The 13,083-nt window shown below is 73.8% G+C and carries 10 protein-coding genes and 1 pseudogene; 3 read left to right on the forward strand and 8 right to left on the reverse strand.

The window, feature by feature from the left end; translation table 11 throughout:
* Window positions 1–559 (forward strand): annotated as a pseudogene (locus tag DT057_RS35710) (hypothetical protein); the annotation flags it as partial.
* A gap of 39 nt (window positions 560–598) precedes the next feature.
* Here DT057_RS35710 and DT057_RS30745 read toward each other — a convergent pair.
* The 4 genes from DT057_RS30745 to DT057_RS30760 all read right to left on the reverse strand — a co-directional run bounded on the left by DT057_RS30745 (window position 599) and on the right by DT057_RS30760 (window position 5,238).
* The gene (locus DT057_RS30745; protein ID WP_128565863.1) at window positions 599–2,359 is read right to left on the reverse strand and encodes a PAS domain-containing protein; all 1,761 of its coding nucleotides are present in this window, start codon (window positions 2,357–2,359) and stop codon (window positions 599–601) included.
* A 345-nt stretch (window positions 2,360–2,704) separates the two neighbouring features.
* On the reverse strand, window positions 2,705–3,406 hold the full coding sequence (trmB, locus tag DT057_RS30750) for a tRNA (guanine(46)-N(7))-methyltransferase TrmB (protein ID WP_128565855.1): 702 nt from the start codon (window positions 3,404–3,406) through the stop codon (window positions 2,705–2,707).
* A 106-nt stretch (window positions 3,407–3,512) separates the two neighbouring features.
* The gene (metK, locus tag DT057_RS30755) at window positions 3,513–4,691 is read right to left on the reverse strand and encodes a methionine adenosyltransferase (RefSeq protein ID WP_128565856.1); all 1,179 of its coding nucleotides are present in this window, start codon (window positions 4,689–4,691) and stop codon (window positions 3,513–3,515) included.
* Between the two features lie 97 nt (window positions 4,692–4,788).
* Window positions 4,789–5,238: a helix-turn-helix domain-containing protein gene (locus tag DT057_RS30760; protein ID WP_128565857.1), complete on the reverse strand. Its 450-nt coding sequence runs from the start codon at window positions 5,236–5,238 to the stop codon at window positions 4,789–4,791.
* A 585-nt stretch (window positions 5,239–5,823) separates the two neighbouring features.
* Here DT057_RS30760 and DT057_RS30765 point away from each other — a divergent pair.
* Window positions 5,824–6,648, forward strand: a complete 825-nt coding sequence (locus DT057_RS30765; RefSeq protein WP_128565858.1) for a DNA-binding protein — start codon at window positions 5,824–5,826, stop codon at window positions 6,646–6,648.
* A 5-nt stretch (window positions 6,649–6,653) separates the two neighbouring features.
* Entirely contained in the window at window positions 6,654–8,114 is a 1,461-nt protein-coding gene (locus DT057_RS30770) for a M48 family metalloprotease (RefSeq protein ID WP_128565859.1), read from the forward strand.
* Window positions 8,115–8,156: 42 nt separating this feature from the next.
* Here DT057_RS30770 and DT057_RS30775 read toward each other — a convergent pair whose 3' ends face one another.
* From DT057_RS30775 to DT057_RS30790, 4 genes are all read right to left on the reverse strand, one after another.
* Window positions 8,157–9,161: a dienelactone hydrolase family protein gene (locus DT057_RS30775; RefSeq protein WP_128565860.1), complete on the reverse strand. Its 1,005-nt coding sequence runs from the start codon at window positions 9,159–9,161 to the stop codon at window positions 8,157–8,159.
* 118 nt (window positions 9,162–9,279) lie between these two features.
* Window positions 9,280–11,043, reverse strand: a complete 1,764-nt coding sequence (locus DT057_RS30780) for an ABC transporter ATP-binding protein (protein ID WP_128565861.1) — start codon at window positions 11,041–11,043, stop codon at window positions 9,280–9,282.
* A gap of 206 nt (window positions 11,044–11,249) precedes the next feature.
* Window positions 11,250–12,593, reverse strand: coding sequence for an MFS transporter (locus tag DT057_RS30785; RefSeq protein ID WP_128565862.1), 1,344 nt, complete (start codon window positions 12,591–12,593; stop codon window positions 11,250–11,252).
* A gap of 65 nt (window positions 12,594–12,658) precedes the next feature.
* A partial coding sequence (locus DT057_RS30790) for a PRC-barrel domain-containing protein (RefSeq protein ID WP_244937413.1) occupies window positions 12,659–13,083 on the reverse strand: 425 nt, incomplete at its 5' end.

A 13,083-nucleotide genomic window follows, 5' to 3' on the forward strand; every position in this document is an offset into this window, starting at 1 on the left:
CGGCCTCGCCCCGGGCGAGCTGCGCCCGACGCGGGCGCCTGAGCCGGAGGGCGCCGACGAACCGGGCCCGCACGCGCCCGGCGCCGAGCCCGCCCGCGTCGAGCCCGCGCACGCTGCGCACGTCCATGCCGAGCACGCCCATGCCGAGCACGTCCGCGCCGAGGGCCCTCAGACGGCCCCCGCGCCGCCCGCCCCTCCGGGGCCGGCCGACTCGCACGAAGCGTCTGCCCCCCTCGAGGCGATCTCAGGGCCGCGGGACTTCGATCCGCACCTGCCGCCCGCGGACCGCGCTTCGCACGCGGGCGAGGCGCCGCCGGCCGAGCCCGGGTCGGAGGCGGCCGGCCCGGCCGAGCCCGCGGGGCACGAGGGCGAGGGCGAGCCCGCCACGGTCGTCGGCACCTACGCGTCGGGCGGCAACACCTACGCGATGTACTCGGACGGGACGATCGAGGCGGAGACGCCGGCGGGCCGCTTCCGCTTCCAGTCGATCGAGGACTTCAAGGCCTTCATCGCCGCGGGCGGCGAGGGCGGCGAGCCGCTGCGCTCCGGCGCCGCTTGAGGCGGCGCCCACCCGCGCGGGCGGCGCCGGGGCTCGCCTTCAGAGGGTCGCCAGCGGGTTGAGGGCGACGTTGCGGGCGGGCAGGGGCGCCAGCATGGTCAGGCGCAGGCCGTCGGGGGCGTAGTCGATCGTCACCTCGGCCTGGACCTGCGTCGTCAGCACCCGCTGCAGCAGCCGCGAGCCGAAGCCCTGGCGGGTCGGCGGAGCGACGGGCGGCCCGCCCGATTCCCGCCAGGAGAAGCGCAGCAGGGTGCGCCCGCCCTCGCTCTCGACGCTCCAGCGGATCCGCACGCGCCCGGAGCGTCCCGCGAGCGCCCCGTACTTCGCGGCGTTGGTGGTCAGCTCGTGGATCGCCATCCCGATCGGCACCGCGATCTCGGAGGCGAGGTCGACCGCCGGTCCCTCGAGGGTGATGCGCCCGCGGGCGCCGGCCGCCATGGTGCCGTCCGCGTAGGGGCGCAGCTCGTTCTCGAGGAGCCCGCGCAGGGAGGCGGTCTGCCACACGTCCTCGGTGAGCACCGAGTGGGTGTGGGCGAGGGACATGATCCGCCCGACGAACGCTTCGTAGAAGCTGTCGATGCTCGACGCCGTGCGGGCCGTGGAGCCCACGATGGCCTGCACGGTGGCGAGGGTGTTCTTGACCCGGTGGTGGAGCTCGCGGATCAGCAGCGTCTGGCGCTCCTCGGCGAGGCGCCGGTCGGTGATGTCCGCGACCACGCCGATCAGCCGGCGCGGCAGGCCGCCCGGCGTGTCGCGCTCGAAGCGGCCCGCCATCTCGATGGTGCGCCACAACCCGTCGCTCGCCCGGCGGATGCGTCCCGTGGCGTGCAGCACGCCCTCGCCCCGCAGCGCCGCGGCGACGGCGTCCCGGAACGCCGCCTTGTCCTCCGGGTGCATCACCTCGCGGAAGAACTCGCTCATGCTGATGGTGCCGTCCTGCGGCCGGCGGCCGAAGATCTCCCACATGCGCTCGTTCTCCCAGAGCGCCTGGTCGTCGAGCACGTGCCACTCGAAGATGCCCAGGGCCGCCACCGAGGTGGCGACCCGCAGGCGCTGCTCGCGGTCGTGCAGGGCCCGACGGGCCTCCTCGCGGGCGGTGACGTCCTGCACCACGCCGACCATGCTGGCGAGGGCGCCCTCTGGGCCGAAGCTCGCCCGGCCCCGGGCGGAGATCCAGAGCAGGTGGCTGTCCCGGGCCCGGCGGTAGCGGAAGTCGAACGCGTACGGGATGGCCTTCGCGACCGCGTCCTGCACCACCGCCCGGGCGCGCTCGAGGTCGTCGCGGTCGATGGCGGGCTTGAGCTCGGCCCAGGTCCCGGAGGGACCGGCCGGCCGGTCGAGGATCTCGGCGGCCCGATCCGACAGCGTGATCCGTCCGTCGGCGGCGTTCCAGCTCCAGTCGCCGAGGCCGGCCGACGCCAGGGCGAGGCGGGTCTGCTCGGCCCGCAGCGCCGCGCCGCCGTCGCGCGCCGCCTCCACGGCCAGCACCTGCCGCCCGTTCCGCACCGGCCCCGGGCGGATCGTCACCCAGGCGGCCGATCCGTCCCGCCGGTGCCAGCAGGCCTCGTGCGCCTCCGCGGGCGCGGCCGCCGCGCGCTCCCCGTCCGAGGGATGCGCCAGGTCCGCGACGCGCCGGCCGATCAGGTCCGCGGGCGCCGCGCCGAGGAGAGCGCACAGGTGCGGGTTCACCGCAACGACGCGCCTGTCCGGCCCAGCCAGGCAGGCGAGCCCGACCGGGGCGGCCTCGAAGGCGAGGCGGTGCAGGGACTCCTCCGGCTCGTCCGTCGACTGGTCGAGCATCGCGTCGTCAGGCCTCTGGTCCAATGATGCGCCCCAGTGGTCTCGGGTCCGGTCCGGCCGGTCCACCCGGGCGACGGAGAATGGTCTCGCGCGTTGGACGACCGCGCCCGGCCGGTCTTTACCGGCCCGGACCGCCCCTCGCCGACCCGCCCAGGCTCCCGAGGCTTGGCGGTTCCCGGATGATGACCCTCAACGCACGCAGCGACAAGGCTCTCCCGGCGTTCGCCCCCGCAGCCTCAACACCATCTGGAGGGCGGCCAGGCGGTGTCCAGCGTGGCGCGACGGGACGTCACCGGTCCCCCGCGCACCCGGCACGGCGTCCGCCGGCCCGCCGGAGGCCCCCGATCACACCCGCTCGAAGGTGAGGTAGGTCGGCCTGCGGCCCTGCGCGGTGGTCTTGGCCTCGTAGCGGGTGCCGGGCCAGTCGGGCCAGGGCGTCGTCCAGTCGGCGGACCGCGTCGCCGTCCAGCGCAGGGCCGGGCAGCGGGCGGCCCGCACCAGGGTCCAGCCGGCGTAGTCGTCGATGTCGGAGGCGAAGCGGAACAGGCCGCCGGGCACGAGGATCCGGGCGATCTCCCGCAGCGCCTCGTCCGAGACGAAGCGGCGCTTGCGCTGCCGGCGCTTGGGCCAGGGATCGGGGTAGAGCAGGAAGACGCGGCCGATGCTGGCCTCGGGGAGCCGCGGCAGCAGCGCCGTGGCGTCGCGATCCCAGATCCGGACGCCGTCGAGGCCTTCCTCGTCGACGCGGCGCAGGAGCTTCACCACCCCGTTGACGAAGGGCTCGCAGCCGATGAAGCCGACATCCGGATGGGTCCGGGCCTGCGCGGCGAGGTGCTCGCCGCCGCCGAAGCCGATCTCGAGCCAGACCGCCGAGACCGGGCGGGGGAAGAGCGCGGGCGGCGCGAGGGGACCGGCCTCGGGCAGCCGCAGGCGCGGCAGCAGGCCGGCGAGCCGCTCCTCCTGGCCGGCCCGCAGGCGCTTGCCCTTGCGCCGGCCGTAGAAGGCACGGTCCGGCCCGGGGGCCGCGTCGGTGTCGTGCTCGTCCATGTCGTCTCTCGGGGCCGGCCCCTCGGCCCCCGCCGCCGGCCCCTCGCCGGGTACGGCGGCCAGGACCGGCGGGGCCGCGCCGCCCGGCCGCTACCGGGTCGCCGGATCAGGCGAGGGCGGACTTCAGCTGCGACACGAGGTCGGTCCGCTCCCAGGAGAAGCCGCCGTCCACGTCGGGCTCGCGGCCGAAATGGCCGTAGGCCGAGGTGCGGGCGTAGATCGGCTTGTTGAGCTTGAGGTGGGTGCGGATGCCGCGGGGCGACAAATCGAGGATCTGCCCCAGCACGGATTCCAGCTTGGCCTCGTCGACCTCGCCGCTCCCGTGCAGGTCGACGTAGATCGACAGCGGCTTCGCCACGCCGATGGCGTAGGCGAGCTGGATCGTGGCCCGGCGGGCGAGGCCCGCCGCGACGACGTTCTTGGCGAGGTAGCGGGCCGCGTACGCGGCCGAGCGGTCGACCTTGGTCGGGTCCTTGCCCGAGAAGGCGCCGCCGCCGTGGGGCGCCGCGCCGCCGTAGGTGTCGACGATGATCTTGCGGCCGGTGAGCCCGCAATCGCCGTCCGGCCCGCCGATCACGAACTTGCCGGTCGGGTTCACGTGCCAGACCGTGTTGTCGGTGACCCAGGATTCGGGCAGGGCGGCGCGGATGTAGGGCTCCACGATGGCGCGCACCGCGTGGGAGTCGAGCGATTCGTCGAGGTGCTGGGTCGAGAGCACGATCTGGGTGGCCTCGACGGGGCGGCCGCCCTCGTAGCGCACCGTGACCTGGCTCTTGGCGTCCGGGCCGAGCTTGGCGGCCGTGCCCTGCCGGGCCTTGCGGGCGTCGGCGAGGTCCTTGAGGATCTTGTGGGCGTAGTAGATCGGCGCCGGCATCAGGGCGGGCGTCTCGTCGGTCGCGTAGCCGAACATGATGCCCTGGTCGCCCGCGCCCTCGTCCTTGTTGCCGGACGCGTCGACGCCCTGGGCGATGTCGGCCGACTGGGCGTGCAGGTGGATCTTGACGTCGGCGTGCTTCCAGTGGAAGCCGTCCTGCTCGTAGCCGATGTCCTTCACGGCGGCGCGGGTCAGCTCCTCGAGCCTGTCGAAGGTGACGGAATCGGGCCCCCGCACCTCACCGGCGATCACGATCCGGTTGGTGGTCGCCAGCGTCTCCACGCCCAGGCGGGCCTCCGGCATCTCGGCCAGGTAGGCGTCGACCACGGTGTCGGAGATGCGGTCGCAGACCTTGTCCGGATGGCCTTCGGACACCGACTCGCTCGTGAACAGGTAATCGGAACGCGGCATGTGCAGTAACCCCCTGGGTCAGGCCGAGCGCAGCTTTTCGCAGGTGTCTGCTCGACGTCCTCAATGGGTGGTTTTCTGGCAGTCGGGCAGCCGAACGTCAACCTGAAGAACCGGAGACGTTCTCTTTATCGAACGATCCCGGCTCCGCCAGGGCCCGGTCGACGGCGCGCACGATCGATCCGAGGACCAGCCGGCTCTCCCCGTCGAGGTGGGTGTCGGCCGCCTGCGCGACCGCCGCGGCGAAGCCCGTCCAGACCGACAGTCCCTCGATGCCCGCCTGAGGCCGGTCGCTCAGCCCGGCGGCGGGCGGCTCGCGGCCCGGCATGCCCTCGAAGAAGTAGCCCACCGGCACCCCGAGCAGGCGCCCGGCCGTGTCCAGGTCGGTCGCACTCAACCGATTGAGGCCTTTAATGTATTTCCCAAGCTGAGAGACCGAGACGCCCAGCGCCCCGGCCAGGGAATCCCGGCTCAGCCCGACGCGCACGCGCCTACTCTCGATGAGGGCGCCGATATGGGCGTCGCGGGCGTCCGCAGGTTTCCCGGCCATGATCGGCTCGCAGGTCCGCCCGTGCGTCGCGCCGCGGACGTGTCTAAAGGGCCCCGGATTGTTGCTCCGCGACCGTTGAGATCGGGTAAACGCCCGGCGTCCGGGCGAACGGCGCGTTCGCCGGAGCGGATGCTTTCGCCACAGCCGCCGCGCCCTGTGGCGCGCGCGCCACGACGACGGGACGTGCATGGAGGAGTGTGGCGTCCCCGGCAGGGCTCGAACCTGCGACCCCAGGTTTCATCCCACTTCGGCTTTCGCCGCCGCCGCGAGGCGTTCGTGGTCTGGACTATCCCTTCACCGTAGCCCCGAAGGGCCCTTAGGTGCCGCCCGTCTAGTCTCTACACCTTCCCGGCCGCGAGGCCGGGCTTGGCTCGGGATTGGCGTGATGCCGGGCATCGACGCGTTCCCCGACTTTGAGCGGATCCACCGCGCGGTTTCCCGGCGCGGCGCCCAATTTGCGGTTCAGGAAACCTGTGCTCTGTCCAGCTGAGCTACGGAGACCCACGCGGGTCTCTTACCATCTCTGCCCGGGCGCGCCAACCTGCGCCGATCCGCCAGGGCGGCGGGGCAGCTAGGGGAACGAGCGTGCGACATCCGGCTTCGTGGCGCCAGATCGCGGTGGCGGCGTGCGCGGCCCTGCCGGCGGCGGGGGCCCCGGACGCGGCCGCGCAGGGCGGGCGCGGGCGCGATCCCGCGGCGGGGTGCCGGGGACGGGTCGCCCGGGAGGAGCGCCTCGCGGCGGTCGGCGACCGGGGCGACCTCGTGCTCGCCTCGGGCCGGCGCGCCCGCCTCGACGGCCTGCGCTGGCCCGAGGAGAGCGCCGCCGCGGACGCCGCCCGGCTCTGGCTCGCGCGCCTCGCGGGCCGCCCGATCGCCGTCCGGGAGGCGCCGGAGCCCGACCGCTGGGGCCGAATCACCCTCGACGCCGCGACCGCGGACGGCGAGGCCCTCGACCTCGCGGGCGGGCTCGTGGCCGAGGGGCTCGCGGTGGTGGATGCCGGCGAGGCCGATTCGCTCTGCCGCCCGGCGCTCCTCGCCCTCGAGGCCGCGGCCCGGCGGGCGGGGCGGGGGCTCTGGGCCGGGGCGCCCCCGCTCCCGGCCGACGAGGCCGGGCGCATCGCCGCCGCGGCCGGGCGCTTCGTCGTGATCGAGGGGCGCGTGCGCAGCGTCGGCGAGCGCGAGCGGCGCACCTACCTCAACTTCGCCCCTTTCGGCGAGGAGGGTGTGACCGTCACGGTGTCGAAACGCACTTGGCGGATCATGCTCGAACGTGGTTTGTCTGCGGTCGCGCTGCGGGGACGGCGCGTCCGGGCTCGCGGGATCGTCGAGCTCTGGCGAGGGCCGACCCTGGACATCGGCGCGGCCGAGATGATCGAGATGCTGGACGAGGAGCAGGCGCAGCGGCGCTGATCGCCATGGAGCGGCCCTTCACGCGAACACAGCCGGCCCTTCTCGCGGCGGCGCTCGTCCTCCTCGTCGCCGGGTGCACCAGCGACCAGACGGGGGCGCTCCCGCCGGTGGCCGCCGTGGTGCCGCCCGAGGCGCCGCGCACCACCGGGCGCGACCGCACCGCCACGGATGCCGACCACGCCAAGCTCGTGGCCTCGTTCGGGGGCGAGTACCGGGCGCCCGCGGCGCTGCGCCTCGTCAGCGACGTCACCGACCGCCTGGTCAAGGCCACCGAGCGGCCGGACGAGACCTACGCGGTGACGCTGCTCGATTCTCCCGTGGTGAACGCCTTCGCGCTGCCGAGCGGCCGCCTCTACGTGACGCGCGGCCTGCTCGCCCTCGCCGACGACACCTCCGAGATGGCCGCCGTCCTGGCCCACGAGATCGCGCACGTCACGCTGCGCCACGCCACGGCCCGCACCGAGATGGCGCTCCGCTCCGAGCTCGTCAGCAAGGTCGTGGCCGACGTGCTCAACGACCCGGCCACCGGCGCCCTGCTGCAGGACCAGTCCCGCTTCGTGCTGGCGCGCTTCTCCCGCACCCAGGAGTTCGAGGCCGACCAGGCCGGCGTCCGCACCCTGGCGCGGGCGGGCTACGATCCGTTCGGGGCGGCCCGGTTCCTGACCGCCCTCAACCGCACCATGAGCCTGCGGGTCGGCGCCGGGCTCGCCTCCGAGCCCGACATGCTGGCGACCCACCCGAGCACGCCGGAGCGGATCACCCAGGTCACCCAGGCCGCGCGCCGCATCGGGGCGCCGGGCCTCGGCGTCGACGACCGCAACCGCTACCTCGCGGCCGTGGACGGCATCGCCTACGGCGACAACCCCGCCGACGGCCTGATCCGCGGCCGCCGCTTCATCCACCCGCGCCTCGGCGTCGCGTTCGAGGCGCCGGACGGCTTCGCGCTCGACAACACCGCCCGGGCGGTGCTCGGTACCACCCCGGACGGCCACCGCCGGCTGCTGTTCGACGCCGTCGAGACCAATCCCGGCCAGGGGCTCGAGGAGGTGCTCAAGGCGACCTGGAACGACGCCATCGAGACCGGCAGCATCGAGAACCGCATGGTCAACGGTTTCCCGGCCGTGGCGGCGGTGTCGAAGGGCAAGGACTGGTTCTTCCGCCTCGCGGCGGTCCGGGTCGGCACCAACACGTTCCGGATGATCATGGCGGCCAAGGGCGCGGCCGATCCGGAGCCCGCCTTCGGGCGCTGGCTCGCCAGCGTCGCCGTGGTGACGTCCGAGGAGGCGCGCAGCCTGAGGCCCCTGCGGCTCCAGGTCGTCACCGCGGTGCCGGGCGACACCGCCGAGGGCCTGTCCCGCCGCATGGCGGTGGCGGACCGGGCGCTCGAACGGTTCCAGGTCCTCAACGGCCTCGACCGGGGGGTCGGCGTGCGGCCGGGGCAGCCCTACAAGCTCGTGGTCGAGTAGGGGGCTGCCCGCGGCGGCTCCCGGCCCGGGCGGGCCCGGTCCCTAGCGCAGCAGGGTCTCCCGGAAGAACGCCAGCACGGCGTCCCGCGTCGCCGCCGTGGCCTCCGGGTCGTGGCCGACATGGGCGCCGGTGGCCACGCACGGGTCCGCCATGGTGTAGGCGGCCTGCGTCCCGGCCACCTCGATCGCGCCCCGCAATCCCTCGACGAGGCGGCAGTTGCGGGTGCTCTGCGCGGCCGGGACCGCGAGGCTGCGGGGCGAGAGCGGGTTGTCGTAGCCGTGCGGGGCGTTCGGGTACTCGGTCAGGGCGACGTCCGCCCCGGCCTCCCTCAGCCGCGCCGCGTAGTCGCGGCACGGCGCGATCGCGACGTAGTCGTCCGCGACGCCGTGGAACATCCGGATCGGCGCGGGACCGACCTTCGTGTCGTCGCTGAAGCGGATGTTGCACGGCGTGTAGAGGCCGACATGCGCGGCGAAGCGCACGCCGGCGGGCCCGTGCGTCCGGCTGAAGCGGTCCATGGCCGAGTAGACCGAGGCGACCGCGCCCTTCGAGAAGCCGATGATCCCGATCCGGTCGGCCCGGATCCGCGGATGCTGCGCCAGGAGATCGAGGGCCCGGTAGGCGTCGACCATCATGGCGAGCGAGTGCAGCTGGTTCTGGTCGGCGACGGTCGAGACGATGCCGCGGCCCGAGAAGCTGTCGAGGATCAGGGCCGCGACGCCGATGCCGTTGAGCGCCCGCGCCCAGACGTCGGCGGCGGCGTTGATCCCGCCCGAGCCGTGCACCAGGATCACGGCGGGCACCCGCGCGCCCGCGCCCTGGGGCAGCCGAAGCTCGGCCGCGAGGTCGACCTCGCGGCCGCCCTGCGCACCGGTGAGGAATTCCGGGCCGGAGGGGGTGCGGCTCCGGAAGGGGCGCACCTCGATGCGCACCGGCACCTCGGGGTCGGCCCGCGCCCCGCCCGCCGAGGCGAGCGCCGCGCACGCCCACGCGAGCGCCGTGCAGACGCCCGCGAGCAGGCACTGGCGTCGGGCAAAACGGATCATGGCCGTCCTCGTGGCTGCGTTCCCGGCGGTCCGCGCCAGCCGCGAGGCGCGCCCCGTCGAGGATCGCGGGCGCGGCGAGACCCCCCGGCCCGGCTCGCGGCCCGGGGGAGGCGGCCCCTCAGGCCGCTTCGCGCGACAGCTTGATGGTCTCGCGCTGGATCAGGTCGCGGTAGAAGCCGTCGAGGTGGACGAGGCGCTCGGGCGAGCCGTCCTGGATCACCTGGCCGCCGTCCAGCACCACGATGCGGTCGAAATCCTTCAGGGTCGACAGCCTGTGGGCGATCGCGATCACGGTGCGGCCCCGCATCAGGTTGCCGAGCGCCTCGCGGATCGCCTCCTCGGATTCCGTGTCGAGGGCGGACGTCGCCTCGTCGAGGAGCAGGATCGGCGAGTCCTTGAGGATCGCCCGCGCCACCGCGATGCGCTGGCGCTGCCCGCCCGAGAGCTTGACGCCGCGGTCGCCCACGATGGTGTCGAACCCGCCGGGCAGGTCGGAGATGAAGTCGGTGCAGCGCGCGGCCGCCGCGGCGGCCCAGACCTCCTCGTCCGTCGCCTCCGGCCGCCCGTAGCGGATGTTCTCGCGCAGGGAGCGGTGGAACAGGGAGATGTCCTGGGGCACCACCGTGATCGCCTCGCGCAGGGAATCCTGCGTGACCCGGCCGATGTCCTGGCCGTCGATCAGGATGCGCCCGCCCTGCGGGTCGTAGAAGCGCTGGAGCAGGGTGAACAGGGTCGACTTGCCGCCGCCCGAGCGGCCGACGAGGCCCACCCGCTGGCCGGGCTGGATGTCGAGGGTGAACTCCGAGAACACCTCGCGGCCGTCCGGGTAGTTGAACGCCACGTTCTCGAACGCGATCCGGGCGCCCTCGCCCACCAGGGGCTTGGCCTCCGGATGGTCGCGCAGGTCGTGGGGCTGGAGCAGGGTGCGCAGGGCCTCCGAGAGGCGGGCGGTGTGCTGGGTGACGTCCACGAGCGCCACCGCGAGGTCGCGGGTCGCCGCCAGGATGGTGATCCCGAGGGTGCAGACCAGCACCACCTGGCCCGCCGTCGCGGCGCCCGCCTCCCACATCTTGATGGCCCAGAACAGCAGCCCGAGCACCGCCACTACGGTGATCACCGCGTGCATGATGCGCAGCTTCTCGAGGTAGAGCAGCGAGCGGCTCCGGGCCTTCATCTCGGTCCCGATGGTGTTGTCGAAGCGGGCGTACTCCCGCTTGTAGGCGGAGAAGGCCCGCACGAGCGGCATGTTGCTCACGAGGTCGACCATCTCGCCGTCGACCGAGGCCGCCTTCTCGGCGAAGTCGTGGTGCAGCGGCTTGCCGGCCGCCGCGATGCGGAACATCAGCACCACGACGCCGCCGCAGATCACGAACAGGCCCGCCGCCATCGGGATGCTGACGGTGCCGACGTACAGGATCGCCCCGAACGCCGCCGCGCAGGGCGGCATCACGTTCCAGACGAACATGTTCTCGGCGGTGAAGATCGCGTTCGAGGTCGCCGTGATGCGGCTCGCGAGCGTTCCGGGCTGCCGGTCGGCGAAGTAGGACGGCGAGTGGCCGGTCAGGTGGCGGAAGAGGTCGCGGCGGATGTCGCCGGTCACCGCCACGAAGGTGAAGCTGGCGATCAGGCTCGCGACCCGCCAGAGCATGTTGTCGGCGGCGATGAAGATGATCAGGACGGTGAGGGCGCTCCAGATCTGGCCGCTCTCCGGCCCCTTGCCGAGGGCGTCGACCACCCCCTTGAGCCCGTACTGCGTGCTCACCGAGCAGATCACGGCACCCAGGACCGCGACCAGGATCGCCGCGTGGGGCAGCGGGCGGCGGTGGAGGTAGCGGGCCACGAAGGCCCACGGCCGGTTGGCGTACGCGCAGAGGTCATCCATCGTGACGATCGATCCCGGTTCTTCGCACGCGTGCGGCTCCTGGTGGGCACGGCGGATGCAAGAAACCCGCCCCGACCACCGTCATCCGGAACCCCACCCGAAGTCGCAACGCACAAGCGTCGCCTTATGTTGCAGGCGAGCGGCAGAAGCTCTCGTCTAACCCGTCGTACCTGAACGGGAGTTGAGCGGACAGCCGATTCCGCATCCTATCGACTCCCGGCGCGCCGGGTCTCCGGCATGATCAGGGCGACGAGGAGGAAGGCCAGGATCCCGACGCCGGTGAGCCCCAGGAAGGCCGAGTGGCTGCCGAAGCGGTCGGCCATGAAGCCCGACAGGGTCGTGCTGACCGCCGCGCCGACGCCCATCGCGGTGCCGACGGCCCCGAGCGCCAGGTTGAAGCGGCCGGTGCCCCGCGTGCAGTCGGCGACGATCAGCGGCACCATCACGCCGAGCACGGCGGCCGAGATGCCGTCGAAGATCTGGATCGCCACCAGGATCTCGGGCGATTCCGCGTACGCGAACAGCAGGCCCCGGATCGGCAGGGCCGCGAACCCGATGAGCAGGAGCGGGCGGCGGCCGTAGGTCTGGGCGGCGCGCCCCACCGCCGGCGCGATGATCGCCATCACGACCTGGGGCGCCATGATGCAGGCGGCGATCAGCACGGTGGCGGTCTGGCTCGTGCGCACCGTGAGCACGCTGCCGACGAGCGGCAGCATCGCCGCGTTGGCGACGTAGAACAGGGTGATGCAGGCCGAGAAGCACAGGAGCGCCCGGTTGGTCACCAGGAGCCTGAGGCTCGCCCAGCCGCTCGGGGCCGCCCGGCCGGGTTCCTGGCCCTGGGGCCGCACGAGGTCGATCTCGCCGGCCCGGATGAACCACAGGGCGGTGAGTGTCGGGACGGCGAGGGCGGCCGTGACGTAGAACACCGCCTCGTTCGACAGGTAGTAGCCGCAGGCGCCCATGCCGGCCGCCGCGAGCGCGTTGCCGATGGAGGAGAAGCGGGCGTTGCGCCCGAGCCGCTCGCCGAGCCGGGTGTGCCCGACGAGCCCGAGGCTGATCGCCGCGATGGCGGGCGTCAGGGTGCAGCTCGCCAGGGAATGGGCCGCCATGGCGAGCGCCACGATGAGGAAGGTCGGCCAGAGCGCGAGGCCCGCCGCCGAGGCGCCGATGATCGCGACCGAGAGGGCGGCGACGAAGCGCTTGGAGCGCACCCAGTCCACGAAGGCGCCGCCCGGCACCTGCCCGAACAGGCTGAACAGGCCCCCGATGGTGAGCACCAGGCCGATATCGGCCTGGGTCCATTTCTGGGCCGTGAAGTAGACCGCCACGAAGGGGCCGAAGCCGGTCTGGAGGTTGGCGACGAAGAACGTGAAGGCGTCGAGCCCCCGGGTGCTCGCCGGCGACGGCGCCGGCTTCTCCCGCCGCCGCGCCGGCGGCGCGCCGGCCCGCTCGCGGGAGGCGTCCGGCCGCGGGAGCGCCTCCTGCCGGGCGTTCGGGTCCTGCCGCGAGAGCGGGTCCGTCCTGGGATCCTGGCGCGGGTCCGGTCGCATGTCGAAACGCGGGACCTCGCGATCACGAAGGGCGATGGGGCGGCGTTGGGCCTGGCGGGCTCGCGTCATTTGTCCGGGGGGTTGCGCGCCGCCGCCTGATCGGCGTCCGGAACCGGCCCGGCCGGCCCCAGGACCACGATCGGGTCGCCGGGCTTGTACTCGGGTGAGACCCGCACCTGGTTGCGGTTGAGCTGGAGCACCGCACGGCCGGGCTTGTTGTCGGCCGCGAAGTGCAGCGCCCGCCACTCGACCGCGATCTTGCGCGAGCCGACGCCCAGGAAGCCGCCGAAATCGATGATCGCGGCCCGCGGCCGGCCCTCCTTGTCGACGATGATGTCGATGATCCGGCCCATGTCCTCGCCGGCGGCGCTGCGCACGGGCTTGCCGAGCACGCCGTCGTAATCCTGGGTGTCGAGCACGGTCGCGGGCGTGCCGGGCGGGTTCGCCGCGGCGCCGGGCGGCGGGGCCGCGGCCGGCGCCTGCGCGGCGG

Origin of the sequence: Methylobacterium crusticola, from assembly GCF_003574465.1 — a bacterium.
In the GTDB taxonomy this organism is placed as follows: Bacteria; Pseudomonadota; Alphaproteobacteria; order Rhizobiales; family Beijerinckiaceae; genus Methylobacterium; species Methylobacterium crusticola.